Genomic DNA, 21,356 nt, shown 5'->3' on the forward strand with positions numbered 1-21,356 from the left:
GCGGCGTGCGACTTCGCTGGCCACACGGCCCAGGACCTTGCCCCGGGCATCGATCACAAACCAGTCACGCCGGACTTCATGCGGCTTGGCCACAAAGGTCTTCATGATGGTGTTCCTGAATGAAATGTAGGATGAAATTTTCTTCGAGACCCGGGATGCATACATGGCATCAGCCGGGGCAAAGCGCCACGAGGCCAGGACATTGTGCCGGGGCCATGCCCCCTGCCCGTACCCGATGGACATCAAAAGAAAATCCGCCCATCATACTCGATTGGACGGATGAAATCAAAAAGCAGGGGGCACCATGATCAGGCCTTCGGTGCCGCCGAATTCAGCCCCCGCCCAGACTGGCCGGTGCAGGGGCTGCCGCGTTCACTTGTTCTGCTTGGCCAGCACGGCACCCAGATAATTTTCGAACACGCCTTCGCCGACACGGAACCAGGGCACCAGGTTGTCGCGATACCCCATGTAGTCGTCATAGATTTTCTTGAAGCCGGCGTCCTTGTCGCAGAACTCTTTGTAGACTACGTTCGAGGCTTCATAGCAGGCATCGAGCACGGCCCGTGGGAAGCTCTTGAGCACCGCACCCCCCGCGATGAGCCGACGCAGGGCTTCGGGATTGTAATTGTCGTAGTACTCGACCAGGTGATTGGATGCCGCCCGCGAGCAGACTTCGACGGCAGACTGATAGGCCTTGGGCAGTTCGGCAAAGGCCTTGTCGTTCACATAGAGCGAGACCTGCGCGGCGCCTTCCCACCAGCCCGGATAATAGTAATACTTGGCCACCTTGTTGAAGCCCAGTTTCTCGTCATCGACCGGGCCCACGAATTCGACCGCATCGAGCGCACCCTTTTCAAGCGCCGGGTAGATGTCGCCGGTTGCCAGCTGCTGCGGAATGACCCCGAGCCGAGAAAGGACCTCGCCGGCAAACCCGGCCGTCCGCATGGTCAGGCCCTTGAGGTCTTCGACCGAATTGATTTCCTTGCGGTACCAGCCGCCCATCTGTGCCCCCGTGTTGCCAAACGGGAAGTTGATGATGCCCAGCGGCGCAAACAGCTCACGCATCAGGTTCAGGCCATTGCCTTCGCGGAACCACGCATTCATCTGGCGCACCGTCAGCCCCCAGGGCACGGCGGTGTCGAAACAGAACGACGGATTCTTGCCATAGTAATAGTACGAGGCGGTCTGGCCGCACTCGACCGTGCGGTTGCCCACGGCATCCATGACCCCGAAGCCGGGCACCAGTTCGCCAGCCGGGTAGAGGCGGATGTTGAACTGGCCGTCGGTGACTTCCTTGACCATGTCGCAGAACAGCTGCGCCGTGGAAAACAGGGCGGGGGTGGCTGTGTTGTAGGTGGATGCGAGTTTCCAGCTGACCTTGGGGCTGGATTGGGCGATGGCTGGTGCCGCCACGGCGGCCGTACCCGCCACGGCACCAAGGCCGGCCTTTTTGAGGAACGCACGACGCTGCATGATATCGATCTCCGTCTGTTATGGGAATTATGCTGTGCAACCCTGAAGATATTACACTGCACCACCCTGTACGCCCAGCCCTGAATGATACTTTCTGGTGGGTCAGGGGGCCCTTTCTGGTGGCTCGGGGGCCCCGGCCGGCAAATATGACCCGCGGGCAGCGGCACACCTGCGCCGTGGCGGCCTACCGGCCTGCCACGGCCATGCGCTCGATCAGCACCGAGCCGGTGGCCTTGGCACCACGCCGGTATACATCGGCCCCGACCGCCACAATGCCCCGCAGCATGTCGGCCAGATTGCCGGCAATCGTGATTTCCTGCACGGGGTGACGAATGACACCGCCCTGCACCCAGTAGCCGAATGCCCCGCGTGAATAATCGCCCGTGACATAGTTGACCCCCTGGCCGATGAGTTCGGTCACCAGCAGGCCCGTATCGAGTTTGCGCAGCATGGCCTGAAAATCATCGCCGGCGCGCGTCAGGCGTGAGCGCAAGAGCAGGTTGTGCGACCCGCCGGCATTGCCCGTGCCGGGCAGACCCAGTTTGCGCGCGGTGTAGGTCGACAGGAAATAGCCATTGAGCACGCCGGCCTCGACCACCTGGCGCGCCTGCGTACGCACGCCTTCGGCATCGAAGGGGCTGCTGCCCATGGCACCGGGAATATAAGGGTTCTCGACCACGTCGAGATGCCCCGCCAGCACGGCTGTCCCCAGGGCATCGAGCAGGAAGCTGGCCTTGCGATACAGGGCGCCGCCGCTGGCGGCCTGTACCAGGCTGCCCAGCAGGCCCACGGCCAGGGGCGCCTCGAACAGTACGGGATACTGCCCGGTCTTGATGGGGGCCGCACCCAGGCGCGCCAGCGTGCGCTCGGCCGCATAGCGGCCGATCTGTGCCGGAGCGGCCAGTTCGGCCGGATCGCGCGCCGCACTGTACCAGTAATCCCGCTGCATCCCGTCGCCCTCTCCGGCAATCGGTGATACCGAAATACTGTGGCGCGAGTACGGATAACCCCCCAGAAAACCACGCGTATTGCCGAGCACGAAATGGCCTTCCTGCGTATCGACCGCGGCGCCTTCGGTGTTGCGGATGTCGGCACTGACGGCCAGCGCCGCACGTTCGGTGCGCATCGCCAGGCGTGCTGCCGCACGCGGGTCGATCAGCCACGGATGATGCAGCTCGAGTTCGGGATAATGACGCGCCAGGGTGTCGGCGTCCGGCAGGCCGGCCGCCGTATCTTCGGCCGTATGCCGGGCGATGTGCAGTGCCGCCTCGACCGTGCGCTGCAAGGCCTCTGGCGAAAAATCGGACGTGCTGGCCGAGCCGCGCCGCTGCCCATGGAACACGGTCAGCGACAGGGAGCGATCGCGGCTTTGCTCGATGGTTTCAAGCGCCCCTTGACGGACACCCACCGACAGGCCGCGGCTTTCGGAGACTTCGGCCGCGGCATCGCTGGCACCGGCCCGGCGCGCGCGCTGCAGCGTATCTGAGACCAGTTCGCGAAAACGCGCCTGCTGGGCTGGAACATCGAGAACTTCGTTGGTGGTGTCTTGCATATGTGATCTACCGGGACAGGACGGTTATGATACCCAATTCATCTTCATTTTATGATGTTCGCATGCCTGCACCGCCGTATCCCCCGGATACCGACCCCGACACCGACGCGCCACCGGCCAGCAAATCGCAAGTCAAGCGCGACATGCACGCGCTGCTCGACCTGGGGCGCCAACTGATCGCCCTGCCCGCCAGCCGTCTGGATGAACTGCCGCTGGACGACGCCCTGCGCGACGCCATCCGCCTGGCGCAGCGCATTCACAGTCGTGAAGGCCTGCGGCGCCAGGTGCACTACGTCGGCAAGCTGATGCGCAAGGCGGATGCCGACGCACTGCGTACGCAGCTCGCCCTCTGGCAGCAGGGGGCCGACCGGCAGACACAGGCCTTGCACCGGCTCGAGGCCCTGCGCGAGCGCCTGCTCGAGGACGATGAGGCGCTCACCGACCTGCTGGCCCGGCATCCCGGTCAGGATGCCCAGGCCCTGCGCACCCGGATCCGGGCAGCGCGCCAGGAGACACGCGGCAATGCGCAGCGGCCAGCGGGCCAGGAACCCGCGCGCAAGCATTACCGAGCCTTGTTCCAGCAACTGAAAACCATGGATCTTCAGGAAGACCCCAACGATGTCCGATCAGCTTGAAACCATAGAACATGCCACCGGCGAACACCCGACCCACGCCGTCATCTGGCTGCACGGCCTGGGGGCCGACGGGCACGACTTCGAACCGGTCGTGCCCGAACTGGCCCATCCGGACCTGCCTGCGCTGCGCTTTGTGTTTCCACATGCGCCGATACGGCCCGTCACCCTGAACGGTGGCATGCCCATGCGTGCCTGGTACGACATCTACAGCCTCGAGCGCGACATGCGTGAAGACATCGACGGCATCAAGGCAACCCGCACCGCCATCGGCGGGCTGATCGCACGCGAAGGCGAACGCGGCATCCCGCCGCAGCGCATCGTGCTGGCTGGCTTCTCTCAGGGGTGTGCGATGGCACTCTACACCGGCTTGCGTTTCGAACACCGGCTCGCTGGCCTCATCGGCCTGTCGGGCTATCTGCCCTTGCGCAACACCACCGCCGCAGAGCGCCATCCTGCCAATGCCGACACCCCGGTGTTCATGGCCCATGGTCTGCTGGATCCGGTGGTCGCGCTGGCGTACGCCGAGACCAGCCACAGCGCGCTGTCCGATCTGGGCCAGCCAGTCGAATGGCATACTTACCCCGTGCCCCACGGCCTGCACCCGCAGGAACTCGTCGATATCCAGGCTTTCCTGCTGCGCGTGCTGATCCCCTGAAACCTGCACGGCACCAGGCTCAGGTATCGAGCGGCATCCACAGCCGGCGCAAAGCCGGATCATCCGGGTCGGGATCATTGCGCAGACCCAGAAACGCCATCAATCCCAGCATGGGCCGGTTGGTCGCGAGCACCAGGCCTTCGATATAGCTCAGCCCCTGTTGTCGGGCCAGACCAATCAGGCTGCGCATGAGCTCGGCCCCCAGCCCCCGGCGTTGCCAGTCATCGGCGATCACCAGGGCGAATTCGGCACCGCGGCCATCGGGGTTGCGCAGGCAATGGGCAAAGCCGACGATACACTCGCGCAGCAAGCCGCGATTTTCGGGATTGGGAACCTGAATCACGGCCACCAGGGCGACTTCGCGGTCATAGTCGATGCGTGTATAGCGGGCCAGCATGCGCGGCGTGAGCTCGCGCAGCATGGACACGAAGCGCATGTAACGCGTTTCATCAGACAGCCGTCGAACAAACTCCTGAAGCAGGGTGGCATCTTCGGGGCGAATCGGCCGCAGCAGCCACTCGTTGCCTTGCGGGGTCACCAGAGGGCGCACCAGGCGCCTCGGGTAGGGATGGATGGCCATGTGCCGATAGCCCCGATTTTCGGGCCGCTCGCCGTCGTAATCGGGGTCGAGCACGATGCGCACGGCATCGGCATGCAGAACGGTGTCATCCGACCACAGCGGATCGATCGAGAGGCTCTTGATGCCAGGCAACTCGCAGATGATATCGGACAGGCGCTCCAGCGCTTCGCGCAACTGTTCGAAGGCTGCGGCACTGAGCGCGTGTTCGAGCGCACGCGACCAGAACCGGCCACGCTGGATCAGTTGTCGGGCCAGGTAGTTGTTCAGCGGTGGCAGTTCGATTTCCAGATGCGGGGATGCGAGGCGGGCGTGCTGCCCCCCTGGGCCGAACTGCAGATACGGACCAAAACAGGCATCACGATGCACATGAATGGCCATGGGTATCACGCCGCGCACATCGTGCACAGGTCGGCGCGGGGATTCGGCCAGCCGGATCGGCACATGGAAGCAGTCGAGCAGCCAGCGTATGCTGTCTTGGGGGAGTTCGTTGCGCCCCGACATAATGGCGTCATTGAGCAGCAGACGCGCTTCGTCGAGGCGCGGCGCCAGGCTGAGTTTCTCGGGGGGCAGTACCTGCTGCGCCAGGGCCTGGTTGTAATGGTACGTGGCCAGAATGCCATAGGCATGCGCGGCTGCCTCGGGCGTGCGAAAAGCCGGCAGACCCACGGCATCGAGGCGCTGGCGTTGTGCCCGCATCGAGGCATCCCCCATCAGGCAGCTGATGATGGGTTTGTGGGCAGCCTGCGAAAACCGGGCCAGCGCGTCAACGGCAGTGTCCATATCGGACAGCGTATCCGGCGCAATCAGCACCAGCACACCATCCACGCCCGCATCGGCAGCCAGCAGCGCCAGCGTACGCTCGAGACGATCGGGTTCCAGCGGGGCGTGGCTGATCACCGGGTTGGCCACGCTCGCCCCCGGTTCGAGCAGCGCAGCGAGCGCCTGTCGGGTCTGGGTGGACAGTTCGGCCTGCACCACGGGCCCGCGGGTGCCTATGGCATCCAGGGCCAGATGGGCCGCACCATGGCCATTGGAAAACAGCGCGATACGGCGCCCGCGCTGCTGCCGCGCGTGAACCAGCACCTTCAGGGCAGAAAACAGCTGGACGTAGACATGGATGCGCACCGCGCCAGTACGCCGCAGCATGGCATCGAACACGGCATCGGCCGCCGGCTCGGCATCCGGCCCCTGGCGACCCACCTTGAGCACGATCACGGGCTTGACGCTGGCAGCCGCCATCAGCGCGCTGGTGAATCGCCGCGAGGAATCGACCTGCTCGAGATACAGCACGACGCTCTCGGTACGGGCATCCATGGCCAGGAACTCGAGGATCTCGGCTGTGGTCACCCCATCGGCGCCGCCCACCGTCACGACAGCCGAAAACCCGAGGCCGATGTCGCCCGCCCAATCCATGACGGCGGCCGCCACCATGCGCGACTGGGCCACCAGGGCGACCTGTCCGGCTGGCGCGGCCTTGGCCTCGAGCCCCAGATTCAGGCCCAGATGCGGGCGCTGGACCCCCAGCGCGCCGGGGCCGAGCACCAGGCAATCATTGAGCTGGCCCCACGTCTGGCAGTCGGCATGCATTTCACGCGGATCATGGGCCGCCTGAGGATGGGGCAGCACGATCACCACCCTGGGGCGGTGCGTGCGCAACGTGCCCAGCACGGACATCAGGCGCAACGGCTCCACACAAAGCACCGCCATGTCGAGTCGCTGCCCCGTGGCCAGAAAGGCAAGCGTGCGGGGGATGTCGAAGCGGCCCTGCGCGCCCATTACGACTTCGGCCACCCGGCCGCGCAGGAACTCGGGTGGGTGTTTCAGCGCCGGCAGCGGGAGCGCACTGACGACGAGCAGGGAACGCGGCTCGAACAGCGCCGAAAGACGATGACGCATCATGGACAATACCCGGGGCGACCTGAAACAGGACCTCATTTAAAATGACGGACTGAACAATTCATTCTACAGGGGTTCTTCCCGGTGTCGGCATGCGACACTGTACGGACACCCCGACATGCTGCCCACGATCCTGCCATGACTGCACCCCAGACGCGCCCCGTGCGCACCCGTTTTGCCCCCTCACCCACCGGTTTCCTGCATCTGGGCGGTGCCCGCACCGCCCTGTTTTCCTGGGCCTATGCCCGGCACTTCAATGGCTGCTTCGTGCTGCGCATCGAAGACACCGACGTCGCACGCTCGACGCCCGAGGCCGTGCAGGCCATACTCGATGCCATGCAATGGCTCGAACTGCAAGCCGATGAAGGGCCGTTCTACCAAATGCAGCGCATGGGCCGCTATCGCGAGGTCATCGGCCAGATGCTGGACCAGGGCACGGCCTATCATTGCTGGAGCACTCCGGCCGAGGTCGAGGCCATGCGTACACGAGCCCGCGCGCTCGGCACCAAGCCGCGTTACGACGGCACCTGGCGCCCCGAGCCGGGCAAGACCTTGCCCCCCATACCAGCGGGCGTGCAGCCAGTGGTCCGCTTTCGCAGCCCCCTCGAAGGCGTCACCGCCTGGGACGACCTGGTCAAGGGCCCGATCCGTTTCGACAACGCCGAACTGGATGATCTGGTCATTGCCCGCGCCGATGGCACGCCCACCTACAATTTCTGTGTAGTGGTCGACGACTGGGACATGGAGATCACACACGTCATACGTGGCGACGACCACGTCAACAACACGCCACGCCAGATCAACATCCTGCGCGCCCTGGGCGCCGAGTTGCCCATCTACGGCCACGTGCCCATGATTCTCGGCCCCGACGGCGAAAAGCTGTCCAAGCGGCATGGCGCAGTCAGCGTCATGGAGTACGAGCGCATGGGCTACCTGCCCGAGGCCATGGTCAACTACCTGGCCCGCCTGGGCTGGAGCCACGGTGATGACGAACTCTTCACCCGCGAACAGTTCGTCGCCTGGTTCGACCCCCGCAACCTGAGCCGCTCACCGGCCCAATGGGACCCCAGGAAGCTCAACTGGGTCAATGCGCACACCCTGCGCACACTGCGCCCCGAAGACCTCGCACGCCAGGTTGCACCGCGCATCGAGCGGCTGGGTGGTACCTGCGGGCAGGTCGACTTGCCGGCAATCATGGCCCTGTTGTGCGATCGCGCCGAAACCCTCGAAGATCTGGCGCAGGCAGCCCTGCTGTTCTGCGAGATCGAGCCCCCTGTTGATTCTGCGCTGCGCAGCGAAGTACTCGATGCCCAGGCGCTCGAGCGGCTCGAAGCCTTCCGTGAACAGGCCAGCGCACTGCCCGAATGGACCAGTGCAGCGCTCGATGCGCTCATCAAGGCCTGCCTGAAGCAGTGGGGCATCAAGATGCCGCAACTGGCCATCCCCTTGCGCGTGGCCATCACCGGGCGCCGCCAGACCCCTGCCATCGGCGCCGTGCTGGCCCTGCTCGGGCGCGACACGGTATTGCAAAGGCTGTCCGCCCAGCGGGATCAGAACGGCAGGCGATAGCCGGGTGACATGCGCCTGGCCTGAATGGCCTGTGCCTGGGGGCCCTGCAAGTGCAGGGCATCGGGCTGCACCCGAATCACCTGAAATTGGTTGACGTAGATCGGGTCATCGAGGTTGACAGGCAGGCCGTTGGATTCCTGAGTGCGCAGGATCAGCGTCTGGCCCTGATGCACCCAGCATCCGGTTTCGTACAGCCCCTGCGATGGTTGGCGTGGCCGCTTGACCTGCTCGACATAGGCCATGCTGCCGTCTGCATTCAGCGTGTAAAGCGTGCGCAGGGCGCCTGCCACCCCCGCCTGTGCCGAGACCGACAGCCAATTGCCTATCAGGGGATCCGCAGCGGCCGCTGGCGTGCAGGCCCGTGTCACCGGCACTGCGGCATCCTCGGGCCCGGTACCCGTAGTGGAACAGGCCGACAGAACCAGCACGCCAGCAAGGCCTGCAAAATAACGAATACGGGACATGGGACCCACCTTCAGAAAAGGACAGCCCGGCAAACCCCTTGCCGCAGCAGGGCTGCCGGGGCTGCAGCAGGCAGGCCGACCTACAATCGGTGCATGTGCCCGCTGCACATCGACAATCCCGCCATTTTAACGACATGAGCCACGCTGTACTAATGACATGAGCCATTCCGCATTGGTCATTCTGCACCTGTATGCCGCCATATTCTTCGTAGGCACGGTATTTTTCGAAGTCATCATCCTCGAGGGCATACGCCCCGCCCTGGGCCGCGAAACGATGCGCAACGTAGAGCTCGCCATCGGGCAGCGCGCGCGCCGCATCATGCCCTTCGTCATTCTGATCCTGTTCGGGGCCGGCCTGGCCATGGCCTGGCAATTCAGGGCAGAACTCGCTCATCCGCTGGGCAGTCATTTTGCCACCCTGCTGTGGATCAAGATCATTCTGGCATTCAGCGTCCTCGGTCATTTCATCACGGCCATCACTCTCAGCGGCACAGGGCGGCTGAAGTCGCGCCATTTCAAGTGGATCCACGTCAGTGTGTTCTGTCACGTGGTGCTCATCGTGTTCCTCGCCAAGGCCATGTTCTTCCTGTAGGCACACGCCGGCCGAACGGGCCTGGCCACTTTCAAGCCGCATTGGCATGCGTTAGACTTCTGACGTTTCCCCAGAACGAAAGAGAGCGCATCATGGCCACTACCAGAAAATCCACGTCAACCAGCAGCAGCGCCAAAAAGACGCCTGCGCGGAAAACACCCGCCAGAAAGGCACCGGCAGACAATCTGGCACCCGCTGCCCGTACAGACACGAATCCAGCCGGTTCCTGGCCGTTCCCGACCGGCGAGCGGCCGTAAGGCGCGGGTCATGGCTCGGGAAGTACTCGGTTTTCTTCTGGATGTCCTCTTCCAGCTGTTCGGCATTGCCCTGATCCTGCGGGCCTGGGCCTTTGCCATCCGGCTGCACCCGTTCAACCCCTGGTCCCAGGTCCTGTTCAAGGTGACCGACTGGCTGATCATGCCCTTGCGGCGCATCGTGCCGGCCAGCGGCCGGATCGACTGGTCCAGCATTCTGGCCTGCTGGGTGGCGGCCCTGGCCTATTTGTGGCTGAGCTGGCTGGTTGCCATGGGGGGCCTGACACCCGATACGAATCTGCTGGGCCCGATGCTGCTGGCGGGCCTGCTGACCAGCATCAAATGGCTGTTCAATGTGATCGTGTGGATGACGCTGATCCAGGCCGTGCTGTCATGGATCAACCCCCTGTCGCCGATCATGCCGGTACTCTACACATTCACCGCACCCCTGCTGAACCCGATCCGGCGCTGGCTGCCCCGCACCGGCGGGCTTGATTTCTCACCCCTGGTGCTGCTGATCCTGGCACAGGTGGCCATGATGGTGGTGAACCATCTGGCCTACGCGAGCCTGGGGGCCTGAACCTGGCGGCCGCATCATACGGACCTCGGGGCCCGAATCGGGCACCAGCGTACGACTGAGGGCCACCAGGCGGCAGCGCACCAGCCACGCGGCCTGCCCGCCCCCCTTGCAGGCCGGATGTACCGACAACCAGCCGCCAGCGCGGGTTACAGGGGTGCGACGCGCGTGCCGCCCGCACCGCTGATCATCTGCACCCGCTGGCCGATCGAGAGGGGGACGTCGGCCTCTTGCACGACCACCCGTGTTTCGCCGCTGTCGAGCCGCACGGTGATTTCGAGCCCCTGGGTCTTGTCGACCTGCTTTTCGATGACATTGCCGGCCAGGCCACCCAGCAGGGCGCCGCCTATGGTGGTGAGCGTCTTGCCCTTGCCACCCCCGATCGTGCTGCCAGCCACGCCACCCAGCGCGGCCCCCGATACCATCCCCACGCCACTGGAGCGATCAGACTGGATCACGACCGAACGCACGCTCTGGACGGTGCCATAGCGCACGGTCTGCTCCTGGCGTGCCTGGCCATACGTATAGACCGAACTGGAGGCCGACTGGTTGGCGCAGCCCGCAAGCAGCAGGGCCCCGGCAGAAAGACCCAGTGCGGCGGCCTGACGCAGACGATGTGAAGAAAAGACCCTGGAAATGCCAGCCATGAAAGATACTCCGCAAAAGACGTGACACCGTGGTCGGTCGGCTCAGAGGGACTTGTCCAGACCGTAGTGACGGCTGAGAGAATCAAGGATGCGGGCATGCCCGGGCTGATGATTCTGGGGCCCCTTGCTCATGATTTTAAGGCTCCCCATGACATTCGCCAAACAGCAGGCCTCGACCAGCGTCCAGCCCTGTACGAGCCCGTGAAGCAAACCCGCCCTGTGGGCATCGCCACAGCCCGTGGGGTCCAGCGGCTCACTGACCGGAACCGGTGCAATGTCGGTCGACTGGCCATCGACATGCAGCACGCTGCCGTGCGCCCCGTGCGTGACGATCACCGCCTGCAACCGGCATGACCAGTCCTGCAGGGTACGCCCCGTACGCTCGACGATCACGCTGGCTTCGTAATCATTGGCCGTGAGGATGCTGGCCATGGCCAGCATCTGCTCCAGATCGGGGCCCTCGAAGAGCGGCATGGCCTGGCCCAGGTCGAAGACGAATGGAATCCCCGCCTGATGCAGGCGACGGGCATGTGCGAACATGGCATCCTTGGAATCGGGCGCCACGATGGCCCAGGCGGCAGGGTGCCCGGAGAGGTCGTTCTCTGCCGAGCGCAGCATGGCACCGGGGTGAAACGACGCGATCTGATTGTTCTCCTGATCGGTCGTGATGTAGCACTGCGGGGTATAGGCCTCGGGCAGGACCCGGACCAGAGACGTATCCATGCCCAGATCACGCATGCGCTGCACATAGTCTTCGGCGTCGGCGCCCACGGTGCCCACCGGCACCGGCCGCCCGCCCAGCAGATGCAGGTTGTAGGCGATATTGCCGGCACAGCCGCCGTATTCCTTGCGCAGCGTGGGCACGAAAAACGAGACGCTCAGTGACTTGATGCTTTCTGCCAGGATATGGTCGCGAAAGCGGCCTTCAAACACCGCAATCGTGTCGAAGGCAATCGAACCACAGATCAGCACATCCTGATTCATGAACATCCTCATGGATAAAAAAGGTCGAGCTGAAAGCCATTGATCTGCGCACCCTCGACAGTCAGTGGAAGCTCGAGGTGCACGTTGTCATGGGCAGGGAACGGCGTGGACTGCAATGCCGCCGGAAGATAATTTTCGGGTTCGAGATTGCGCCGCACCACGGGCGCGCCTGCGCCGTCATTCAGGGTGAGTACCAGCACGGGCCACGCCTGCGGCCGATCGGTGCCATTGCGCAGCATCACCGAAAGCAGATACTCGTGCCTGTCGCCTTCGGCGCCAGCCGGCCCATCCGGTGCCGCCGCTGTATTGTGCGTCGACCCGGGTTTTTCGTCGGGCCTGGGCGCAGGCCTGCTTTCGACCCGTTTCAGGCTCGATGACATGATGGCCGCACGCGTCAGGTTTCTGGCGTAGGGCACCTCGCACTGCAGGGTATCACAGGCACGCTCGAGCCAGGGCCGCAGCACGGGCACGGCCTGCGCCAATTGGGCACGCCAGACATACGCCGCCTGCGCCGCCAGAAGCAGCAACAGCACGATGAGCGCGCCCAGGCCAAGCACGCGCCACGGATTGCCCGCCCCCTCGCGCCTGCGGTGGCTGGCCAGCAAGGCTGACGCCGTGCCACCGTGCCCACCGTGCCCCGAACGGGCCTCGACGATGAATGCCTCGGGGCGGGCGCGCATGGATGGTTCACGCACATTGCGGAATACATGCGGGGCCTCTTCTTCGTCGGCGTCGGCGTCGGGCCCGAGCGCCAGCGAGGGTTCGGGAACATCCACGAACATGGGATCATCGTGCGCGTCGTGCTCGACAATGATCGGAATATCGTGCTGCACATCGCGCACAGGCCCGGCAGCCTGCGCGCGCCGGTGCACGGCATGCACGCCCATGGATGGCTCGGCCGCGCGCGAACCAGGCCCCGCGACCCCCGCGGATGCGTCCGTGGTCACCTCGGCATAGCCATCGAAAATATGTGCGCACTGCACGCAGCGCACGTAGCCCTTGCGCAGCTGCAGATCCGCCAGGCTCGTCTCGAATACGGTCTGGCAATGGGGGCAGCGGGTGGTCAGTTTCATGCCATTCGACCTCGCTGGCCGGCCAGGCACACCCAGCCGTCAAGGACCCCGACCACCTCGAGCGGCAACCACGGCGCGTAGGCCTGGATGACCTCTGTGGCCTGGCGCTCGAGCACCCCCGACAGCACCAGATGGCCACCGCACCGAACGCGTGCGCACAGCATGGGCGCCAGCAGCTTGAGCGGCCCGGACAGGATATTGGCCACGACCACCTGATGCGTGCCCGCGGGCATGTCATCCGGCAAACAGACCCGCAGCTCGACCTGATTGTCGAGCGCGTTGCGGCGGGCCGACTCGACGGCCTGCGGGTCGATATCGACGGCCACGACCGGACCCGCGCCCAGCAGGACCGCCGCGATGGCCAGGATGCCCGACCCGCAGCCGTAATCCAGCACGCAAGCCCCGGATGGCAGATGATCGGCCAGCCACTCGAGGCACAGGCGGGTGGTGGGATGATTGCCTGTACCGAACGCCAGCCCGGGGTCCAGCTCGATGCGAATCCCGTCGGTATGGCGCCCATGGGGCGGCAGCCCGGCATCTTCGCGGTGCCAGCTCGGCACGATCCAGACCCGTTCTGCCACCAGGATGGGTTCGAACTGCGCCTGGGTCAGGCGCACCCAGTCAGCGTCGGACACTTCGCGTACGGCATCGGCCTGCTGCCCCGCGCGCCAGCCCGGCAAGCCTTCGAGAGCCGCCAGCAGCTGTGCCGGATCCACCCCATCGGCCAACAGTACACACAGGCGACTGCGACGCCATGCCTGCACTTCAGGTTCGGTGCCAGGCTCGCCGAACAGGGCCTGCTCGTCTGGCGTGCAGGCATGCGCATCTTCGATGGCCACTGACAGCGCCCCTGCGCCCAGCAGGGCATCGGACCAGGCATCGGCCTGGTCTTCGGTACAGGACAGCACCAGCTCGCGCACGCCGGTTCCTCAGGGCCGCTGGGCCAGCTTGTGTTCGAGATAATGGATGCTGGTGCCACCCTTCTGGAAACTGGCATCCTGCAGGAGCTCGCGATGCAACGCGATGTTGGTCTGCACCCCCTCGACGATCATCTCGGACAGGGCGATCTCCATGCGCATCAGGGCATGATGGCGATCATCGCCATAGGCAATCAGCTTGGCGATCATGGAATCATAGTACGGCGGCACCACATACCCGGTGAATACGTGCGAATCCATGCGAATGCCCGGGCCGCCGGGCACATGCCAGTTCGTGATCTTTCCCGGGCTGGGCGTGAAGCGGTAGGGATCCTCGGCATTGATCCGGCATTCGACGGCATGGCCGTGCAGCTTGATGTCGCGCTGGCGCCAGGTGAATTTTTCATCGGCCGCGATGCGCAGCTGTTGCTGGACCAGGTCGATGCCGGTGATCATTTCGGTGACGGTGTGCTCGACCTGGATTCGAGTGTTCATCTCGATGAAGAAGAACTCACCCTTCTCGTACAGGAACTCGAAGGTCCCGGCGCCCCGGTAGCGCATGCTGCGGCAGGCTTCAGCGCAACGCTCGCCGATCCGCTCGACCAGTGCCCGATCGATGCCGGGCGCTGGCGCCTCTTCGATGATCTTCTGGTGCCGCCGCTGCATCGAACAGTCGCGCTCACCCAGCCAGACGGCCTTGCCATTGCCATCGGCCAGTACCTGGATTTCGATATGGCGCGGGTTTTCGAGGAATTTCTCGAGATAGACTTCGGGGTTGTTGAAGGCCGCCGAGGCTTCGCTGCGCGTCATGGCCACGGCGTTGAGCAAGGCGGCCTCGGTATAGACCACGCGCATGCCACGCCCCCCACCACCGCCGGCGGCCTTGATGATGACCGGATAGCCGACCGCGGCGGCCAGACGGTGGATTTCGTCGGGCTCATCGGGCAGGGCCCCATCCGAGCCGGGCACCACCGGCACGCCTGCGGCGATCATGGCCTGTTTGGCACTGACCTTGTCGCCCATCACGCGTATGGTCTCGGGGCGTGGACCCACAAACACAAACCCGCTCTTTTCGACCCGCTCGGCGAAGTCGGCGTTTTCAGCGAGAAAGCCGTAGCCCGGATGTATGGCCTCGGCGTCGGTGACTTCAGCCGCAGAGATGAGGGCCGGCATGTTCAGATAGCTGTCACGCGGTGCGGCCGGACCAATGCAAACCGACTCGTCGGCCAGGCGCACATATTTGGCTTCGCGATCGGCTTCGGAGTGCACGACCACCGTCTTCACACCCAGTTCGCGACAGGCGCGCTGAATGCGCAGGGCAATTTCGCCACGATTGGCGATCAGTAGTTTGTCGAACATGAGTCAGGCAATGATGAACAGGGATTGGCCATACTCGACCGGTTCGCCATTTTCAACCAGGATCTGCTGCACGACACCGGATTTGTCGGCTTCTATTTCATTCAGGAGTTTCATGGCCTCGATGATGCACAGGGGATCGCCTTCCTTGACCGCCTGGCCCACTTCGACGAAGGCGGGCGCATTGGGATTGGGCGCGCGGTAGAACGTTCCGACCATCGGGGCCTTCACGGCGTGGCCCTGGGGCTCTGCTGCGCCGACCCCGGCCGCTGCCGGTGCGTCTGCAACCGGCGAGACGGCGGCCGCGGCGGCCACAGGCGCCACCGCTACCGTCTGGGAAAACTTCACGATGCGGACCTTGCCATCACCTTCGGTGATTTCCAGTTCTGCGATACCCGAATCCGCCACCAGGTCGATCAGCGTTTTCAGTTTTCTGAGATCCATGAGTGTGTCCTGTGTGTCCCGCCAAAAATGCAGAACGTTCTTGATGATAGAAATCAGCGCTTTTTACGCCAATTTGACGGGTTTGTCCATTGAACAGGCCAGTCGTCATCCTGCGTGAACAACGGCTTGAAGCTTAAAGAATGTGCTCGATGCGCGTCTGAATGTCATCGTTCTGGAGCTCGCCCACGAGGCGATCGGCCACATGCCCGTCGCGATCGAACAGGACACTGAACGGCAGCACGCCGGACTTGTTGCCCAGTTCGCGCATCAGCGCCACGCCCTGCGTGCCAGTGAGCAACAGGGGATAGGACACCGGGACTTTGTCGATGAAACGCTGCACGTTGGCCTGGGTATCGACCGCCAGCCCCAGCACGGCCAGATCCGGGTAGCGCTCGTGCAAGGACTGCAACAGGGGCAGTTCGCGCACGCAGGGCGCGCACCAGCTGGCCCAGAAATTCATCAGGACAGGCTGGCCGAGCCAGCTCGACAGCGGGGTTTCGCCCCCCTGCAGCGCGGGCAAGCTGCGCCCGAATACCGGATTGGCCGGCAACAGCGCCGCCACGACCCCGGCGGGCGCCGCCAGCGCGCTGCAGGCCAGCAGGGCCGCGCCCTGCAGAAAAAAGCGTCTGTGCATGAAGCAACACGTATTCCAGAGGCCTAGGGTACCTGCCATCATAGCATTCGCCCTCTACAATACAGGGCGGAGGATGTCATGCACATACATTTGTTGGGAATCTGCGGCACATTCATGGGCGGGCTGGCCCTTCTGGCGCGTTCTGCAGGCCACAGGGTGACGGGCTGCGACACGGGGATCTACCCGCCCATGAGTACGCAATTGCAGGATCAGGGCATCGGCATGATCGAGGGATACGGTGCCGACCAGATCGCCCTTGGGGCCGATCTGTACGTGATCGGCAATGTGATCCGGCGTGGCAACCCCCTGATGGAGGCAATCCTCGACCGTGGTCTGCCCTATATATCAGGGCCGCAGTGGCTGGCTGAACACATCCTGCCGGGCCAGCATGTACTGGCCGTGGCGGGCACCCATGGCAAAACGACCACCAGCGCCATGCTGGCCTGGATATTCGAATGCGCCGGCCGGCCCGCCAATTTCCTGATCGGGGGCATAGCGCCCGATCTCGGGCTGTCGGCCCGGTTCGACCCCGCGCGCCGACACTTCGTGATCGAGGCCGATGAATACGACACCGCATTCTTCGACAAACGCTCGAAGTTCGTGCACTACAGGCCACGCACGGCAATCCTCAACAATCTGGAATTCGATCACGCCGATATCTTTCCCGACCTCGCTGCCATCGAAACCCAGTTCCATCACCTGGTGCGCACGGTCCCGGCACAGGGGCTGATCATCCGGCCGGCGCAGTGCATGGCTCTGGACCGTGTGCTGGCACGCGGCTGCTGGACGCCTGTGGACACGTTCGGCCCGGGCGGACATTGGCAGGTCCGCGCCATCGATGCCCAGGGTCTGGGCTGCGAGATCCTGCACCATGATGTCGTGCAGGGTGAACTGCACTGGGGCCTGAGCGGCGTGCACAACCAGTCGAACGCGCTGGCGGCCCTGGCTGCAGCCCACCATGCCGGGATCGCGGTCGATGCCGGCATCCGGGCCCTGAACGCATTCAAGGGCGTGCGCCGCCGGCTCGAACTGCGCGCGACAGTGCGTGGCGTTGCAGTCTATGACGACTTCGCCCATCACCCCGCGGCCATCGCCACCACGCTCGATGGGCTGCGCCGCCGCGTGGGCCCGCAGGCCCGCATCCTGGCGGTATTCGAACCCCGTTCCAACACCATGAAGCTGGGCACCATGGCCGCACAGTTGCCAGCCGCCCTGAAGCAGGCCGACCAGGTCTTCTGCTTCGGCGAGGCCCAGGGGCCCCACGCTCTGGGCTGGGTGCCGCAGCAGGTGCTCGCGCCGCTGGCCGACCGGCTGTGGTGCGGCGGTGATCTGCAGGCACTGGTCGACACGCTCGCGCAACGGGCACGCCCCGGAGACCATGTCCTGATCATGAGCAACGGCAGCTTCGGCGGCCTTCACGACACGCTGATCGAGCGGCTGGCATCGAGCCAATGCACTGCAGCATCTTCCCGGGCCTGAAGCCATGCATGTTCTATACGAAGACGCCGGCAAACTGAAAGCCGAAACCATCCTGTCGGAAACCGACAATGCCCTGCACGTCGAATCGGCCAGCGGCAAACGCAGCAAGGTGAAGCGTGCCAATGTCCTGTTCACCTTCGAGCAGCCCGCAGCCGACACCCTGCTGCCAGCCGCAGAGGCGCTGGCGGAGACGCTGGATGTGGGCTTTCTGTGGGAATGCGCGCCGCAGGAAGAATTCGACACAGCGCAACTGGCCGAAGAGTATTTCGGCCATGCACCGGATGCGATTGAAAAGACGGCGCTGGTCCTGGCGCTGACAGCTGCGCCGGCCTATTTTCACCGGCGGGGGCGCTGTCTGTTTCGTCCGGCACCGCCAGACATCCTGAAAGCGGCGCTGGCGGCCATCGAGAAAAAACGCCGGCGCGCCGAACAGCAGCAGGCCTGGACAGACGCGCTGGTGGCTGGCGAACTGCCCGGCGAGATCCGGGCCGTGGCACCTGCCTTTCTGGATAGCCCGGACAAGAACTCGCTCGAATGGAAGGCCTTCGATGCCGCAGTGCAGCAACTCGGCCAGCGGCCGGAGCGCCTGCTGCTGTCGCTGGGGGTCTGGCCCAATCCGCTGGTCATGATGCGCGAACGCTTTCTGGCCCGCCATTTTCCCGACGGCACGGGATTCCCGGGGTTGGACATCCATTTGGAACAAGGCACGGATCTGCCACGCGCCGAGATCGAGGCCTATTCGATCGATGACGCCAGCACCACGGAAATCGACGACGCCCTCTCGGTCCAGGTCATGGCCGATGGGGTGGTCCGTGTGGGGATCCACATTGCCGTACCCGCCCTGGCCGTGTCTCGGGACAATCCGCTGGATCTTCTGGCCCGACAGCGCATGGCTACGGTCTACATGCCTGGCGACAGAATTCCGATGTTGCCCCCCGATCTGGTGCGCACCTACTCGCTGGATGCGGGGCAATGGCGGCCTGTCCTGTCGCTCTACGTGAGCGCGCGCACCGATACCGGCGAGATACTCGAGAGCGAATCCCGCCTCGAACAGCTCTGCGTGCGCGCCAACCTGCGTGTGAACGAGCTCGAACCCCTGGCCACCGAAGCCACGCTGGCTGACCCGCAGGCCCCCGTGCCTCATGCCCACTGGCTGCGCCCGCTGTGGCAGCTGGCCTGTGCGCTGGGCAGTGCACGCGATCGCCTGCGCGGCAAGGTGGAAAACAACAATCGTACCGAATATATCTTCGAGCTGGCCGGCGCGCCGGATGATCCCGATGCCGTCATCCACCTCCTGCCCCGCCAGCGCAATGCGCCTCTGGAGCGTCTGGTTGCCGAATACATGATCCTGGCCAACACGCAGTGGGGCGCCCTGCTGGCCCGTCACGGGGTCCCCGGCATTTACCGCTCGCAGCAGGCCGGGCGCACGCGCATGTCCACCCAGGCCCTGCCCCACGAGGCAATTGCGGTCCCGCAATACATCTGGTCGACCTCGCCCCTGCGACGCTATGTGGACCTGGTCAACCAGAGGCAGCTGCTGGCTGCGGTCGAACACGGCGTCTCTGCCCGCCTGGTGGCACCGCACAAGCCGCGCGATGCCGATCTGTACGCGATCATCGGCAGTTTCGATGCACAATATGCCCAATGGATGGACTTTCAATCTTCGCTGGAACGGTACTGGAGCCTGCGCTGGCTGCAGCAGAACAACATCTGCGATGTATCCGCCCGCGTCCTGCGCGAAAATCTGGTGCGCCTGAACTGCGCACCGCTCATCACCCGCGTCGGCGGGCTGCCCGAGCTCGAGCGCGGCCAGGACGTCCTGCTCGACATCCTGGGCTACGACGAACTCGAACTCGACATAGAGTGCCGCTTCAGACAGATCCTCTGAGGCGACCGGTCTGCCATGGAACCCGCACCACTGCCATTGCTGCTGCTCGAACCCCACCCCGAGGGGCGCAGCCGCATGGCCGTGGCTGTGCTGGTCTCGCTCGCCCTGCACGCGGCGCTGCTGGCCTGGCACTTCGCACCCGCTGCGCCACCTGCCACGCACCTGGCCACACTCGAGATCACCCTGGTCAACACCCGCAGCCCACAGCCTCCGGTCAATGCGCAGGCGCTCGCCCAGCACGACCTGGACGGCGGGGGCGACCAGGCGCAGAAGCTGGTGGCCAGCCCTTTGCCGCGCATGGATGAAACCGATGACCAGGACCAGCTGCTGATTGCCCTGCGCACACGCCAGGCCCAACTGGAAAGCGAGCAGGCCCGCCTGTTGACCCTGCTGCAATCAAGCCAGAAGCATGCCCGGGACAGCACCGCAATCCAGGATGATGGCCCGAACACAGAGGCCGGGGATGACGACACCGAACAGGATACGGAAGTCTTGCGGGCCCGTGTGGCCGCCCTCAAGGCCGAGATCGAGCAATACAATGCACGCCCGAGGCAACACTTCATCGCCCCGGCGACCCGGCAGGCCATCGAGGCCCGCTATGTCGAGGCCTGGCGCGAACGCATCGAGCTCATCGGTACCGAGCACTACCCACCCGAGGCACGGGGCCGCATCTATGGCGATCTGCAACTGACGGTCTTCATCCGCCGTGATGGCCAACTGGACCACATCCGTTTCGACCGGCCCTCGAATCAAGCCGTACTGAACAGCGCTGCACGCCGGATCATCGAGCTGGCCGCTCCATTCGACCCCCTGCCGCCTGAACTGGCCGCGCAGACCGACATTCTCGCCATTACGCGTACCTGGCATTTCACGCGGGCCGGGGTCGGTACGGCCCCTGCGGGCCAGGTGCAATGAAAGGCGTGCGCAAGCTGTTGGCGGCGGGCGTGTTGCTGGTTCTGGGTGCCGCCTTCCTGTACCAGATCGGCCTGTTCGGCATGGTGGTCTGGTTCAACTTCCGCAACCCCGAGATCACGCCCATCATGCGCGCCACGCTGGTCGCCCAGCGCCAGACCGATCCCCAGGCCCAGCTGCACCATGAGTGGGTCGACTGGAATGACATCAGCACCCACCTGAAACGCGCGGTGATCGCCTCGGAAGACACGGGCTTCATGGATCACGACGGTATCGAATGGGACGCCATCCGTCAGGCCTGGGAGTTCAATCGACGCCAGAGCGAGGCCGGCAAGGCCCGGCGGCGCGGGGGCTCCACCATCACACAGCAGCTGGCGAAGAATCTTTTTCTCTCCAATGACCGCAATTATCTGCGCAAGCTCCAGGAATTGATCCTGGCCTACATGCTGGAAGCCGTGATGAGCAAGCAGCGCATTCTGGAGCTCTATCTGAATGTCGCCCAGTGGGGGCGCACCACGTTCGGCGCCCAGGCGGCCGCGCGCCATTATTTCCGTACCGATGCCGCTCGATTGAACATCAGCCAGTCAGCGCAACTGGCCACGATGCTGCCCAACCCCGCCTGGTATGACCAGCATGGGGTGACCCCGTGGCTGCGCTCGCGGATGGCCACCATACGTGCCCGCATGCGGCTGGTTGAAACGCCGTGAGCGGAACGCGGCAATCGAAGCAGCTTGGCCAAAGCAGCTTGATCGAAGCACCTTGACCGAAGCGCCGT

At 64.5% G+C, this 21,356-nt stretch carries 20 protein-coding genes and 1 pseudogene; 9 read left to right on the plus strand and 12 right to left on the minus strand.

Annotation, left to right across the window (positions count from 1 at the left end):
• From rplM to pmbA, 3 genes and pseudogenes are all read right to left on the minus strand, one after another.
• A pseudogene (gene rplM, locus WCY17_RS03995) lies at positions 1-105 on the minus strand (50S ribosomal protein L13); the annotation flags it as partial.
• Between the two features lie 267 nt (positions 106-372).
• A complete protein-coding gene (locus WCY17_RS04000) occupies positions 373-1,473 on the minus strand; it encodes a TRAP transporter substrate-binding protein (RefSeq protein WP_372700878.1) in 1,101 nt (366 codons plus the stop codon).
• A gap of 184 nt (positions 1,474-1,657) precedes the next feature.
• On the minus strand, positions 1,658-3,025 hold the full coding sequence (gene pmbA, locus WCY17_RS04005; RefSeq protein ID WP_372700879.1) for a metalloprotease PmbA: 1,368 nt from the start codon (positions 3,023-3,025) through the stop codon (positions 1,658-1,660).
• Positions 3,026-3,087: 62 nt separating this feature from the next.
• On the opposite strand from pmbA, the gene yjgA reads away from it, so the two are divergent.
• Both yjgA and WCY17_RS04015 read left to right on the plus strand, forming a co-directional pair.
• Positions 3,088-3,660 (plus strand): ribosome biogenesis factor YjgA, encoded by a 573-nt coding sequence (gene yjgA / locus WCY17_RS04010; protein ID WP_372700880.1) that lies wholly within the window; start codon positions 3,088-3,090, stop codon positions 3,658-3,660.
• A complete protein-coding gene (locus WCY17_RS04015) occupies positions 3,644-4,315 on the plus strand; it encodes an alpha/beta hydrolase (protein ID WP_372700881.1) in 672 nt (223 codons plus the stop codon). Before yjgA ends, WCY17_RS04015 begins: the two co-directional genes overlap by 17 nt.
• Positions 4,316-4,334: 19 nt before the next feature.
• On the opposite strand, the gene WCY17_RS04020 is transcribed toward WCY17_RS04015, so the two are convergent.
• Positions 4,335-6,794 carry a GNAT family N-acetyltransferase gene (locus WCY17_RS04020; protein ID WP_372700882.1) on the minus strand — a complete coding sequence of 820 codons (2,460 nt, stop codon included), beginning with the start codon at positions 6,792-6,794 and terminating at the stop codon, positions 4,335-4,337.
• A gap of 135 nt (positions 6,795-6,929) precedes the next feature.
• On the opposite strand from WCY17_RS04020, the gene gltX reads away from it, so the two are divergent.
• Positions 6,930-8,360, plus strand: coding sequence for a glutamate--tRNA ligase (gene gltX, locus WCY17_RS04025; RefSeq protein WP_372700883.1), 1,431 nt, complete (start codon positions 6,930-6,932; stop codon positions 8,358-8,360).
• Here gltX and WCY17_RS04030 read toward each other — a convergent pair.
• Positions 8,342-8,824: a hypothetical protein gene (locus WCY17_RS04030; RefSeq protein ID WP_372700884.1), complete on the minus strand. Its 483-nt coding sequence runs from the start codon at positions 8,822-8,824 to the stop codon at positions 8,342-8,344. The two genes, gltX and WCY17_RS04030, sit on opposite strands and share 19 nt — an antisense overlap.
• A 157-nt stretch (positions 8,825-8,981) precedes the next feature.
• On the opposite strand from WCY17_RS04030, the gene WCY17_RS04035 reads away from it, so the two are divergent.
• Together WCY17_RS04035 and WCY17_RS04040 are read left to right on the plus strand one after the other, a co-directional pair.
• A complete protein-coding gene (locus WCY17_RS04035; RefSeq protein WP_372700885.1) occupies positions 8,982-9,416 on the plus strand; it encodes a CopD family copper resistance protein in 435 nt (144 codons plus the stop codon).
• Positions 9,417-9,683: 267 nt separating this feature from the next.
• On the plus strand, positions 9,684-10,250 hold the full coding sequence (locus WCY17_RS04040; RefSeq protein ID WP_372700886.1) for a YggT family protein: 567 nt from the start codon (positions 9,684-9,686) through the stop codon (positions 10,248-10,250).
• A gap of 146 nt (positions 10,251-10,396) precedes the next feature.
• Here WCY17_RS04040 and WCY17_RS04045 read toward each other — a convergent pair whose 3' ends face one another.
• The 7 genes from WCY17_RS04045 to WCY17_RS04075 form a co-directional block, all read right to left on the minus strand.
• Positions 10,397-10,894, minus strand: a complete 498-nt coding sequence (locus WCY17_RS04045; RefSeq protein ID WP_372700887.1) for a glycine zipper 2TM domain-containing protein — start codon at positions 10,892-10,894, stop codon at positions 10,397-10,399.
• A gap of 42 nt (positions 10,895-10,936) precedes the next feature.
• On the minus strand, positions 10,937-11,878 hold the full coding sequence (locus tag WCY17_RS04050) for a carbohydrate kinase family protein (protein ID WP_372700888.1): 942 nt from the start codon (positions 11,876-11,878) through the stop codon (positions 10,937-10,939).
• Between the two features lie 8 nt (positions 11,879-11,886).
• Positions 11,887-12,951, minus strand: a complete 1,065-nt coding sequence (locus WCY17_RS04055; RefSeq protein WP_372700889.1) for a zinc-ribbon and DUF3426 domain-containing protein — start codon at positions 12,949-12,951, stop codon at positions 11,887-11,889.
• Positions 12,948-13,871, minus strand: coding sequence for a 50S ribosomal protein L11 methyltransferase (gene prmA / locus WCY17_RS04060; protein ID WP_372700890.1), 924 nt, complete (start codon positions 13,869-13,871; stop codon positions 12,948-12,950). The genes WCY17_RS04055 and prmA overlap by 4 nt, the downstream gene beginning before the upstream one ends.
• Before the next feature lie 9 nt (positions 13,872-13,880).
• Positions 13,881-15,227: an acetyl-CoA carboxylase biotin carboxylase subunit gene (accC, locus tag WCY17_RS04065; RefSeq protein ID WP_372700891.1), complete on the minus strand. Its 1,347-nt coding sequence runs from the start codon at positions 15,225-15,227 to the stop codon at positions 13,881-13,883.
• Between the two features lie 3 nt (positions 15,228-15,230).
• Positions 15,231-15,668: an acetyl-CoA carboxylase biotin carboxyl carrier protein gene (gene accB / locus WCY17_RS04070; protein ID WP_372700892.1), complete on the minus strand. Its 438-nt coding sequence runs from the start codon at positions 15,666-15,668 to the stop codon at positions 15,231-15,233.
• A gap of 133 nt (positions 15,669-15,801) precedes the next feature.
• On the minus strand, positions 15,802-16,302 hold the full coding sequence (locus tag WCY17_RS04075; protein WP_372700893.1) for a TlpA family protein disulfide reductase: 501 nt from the start codon (positions 16,300-16,302) through the stop codon (positions 15,802-15,804).
• Positions 16,303-16,380: 78 nt separating this feature from the next.
• Here WCY17_RS04075 and mpl point away from each other — a divergent pair, with 78 nt between their 5' ends.
• Genes mpl through mtgA form a run of 4 tightly spaced genes read left to right on the plus strand, consistent with a single transcriptional unit; the run spans position 16,381 to position 21,288 of the window.
• On the plus strand, positions 16,381-17,781 hold the full coding sequence (gene mpl / locus WCY17_RS04080; protein ID WP_372700894.1) for a UDP-N-acetylmuramate:L-alanyl-gamma-D-glutamyl-meso-diaminopimelate ligase: 1,401 nt from the start codon (positions 16,381-16,383) through the stop codon (positions 17,779-17,781).
• A gap of 4 nt (positions 17,782-17,785) precedes the next feature.
• A complete protein-coding gene (locus tag WCY17_RS04085; protein WP_372700895.1) occupies positions 17,786-19,669 on the plus strand; it encodes a ribonuclease catalytic domain-containing protein in 1,884 nt (627 codons plus the stop codon).
• 15 nt (positions 19,670-19,684) lie between these two features.
• Positions 19,685-20,584, plus strand: a complete 900-nt coding sequence (locus WCY17_RS04090) for an energy transducer TonB (RefSeq protein WP_372700896.1) — start codon at positions 19,685-19,687, stop codon at positions 20,582-20,584.
• A 5-nt stretch (positions 20,585-20,589) separates the two neighbouring features.
• Positions 20,590-21,288 carry a monofunctional biosynthetic peptidoglycan transglycosylase gene (gene mtgA / locus WCY17_RS04095; RefSeq protein WP_372700897.1) on the plus strand — a complete coding sequence of 233 codons (699 nt, stop codon included), beginning with the start codon at positions 20,590-20,592 and terminating at the stop codon, positions 21,286-21,288.
• Positions 21,289-21,356: the final 68 nt, after the last annotated feature.

Source organism: Castellaniella sp., from assembly GCF_041677825.1.
In the GTDB taxonomy this organism is placed as follows: Bacteria; Pseudomonadota; Gammaproteobacteria; order Burkholderiales; family Burkholderiaceae_B; genus Castellaniella.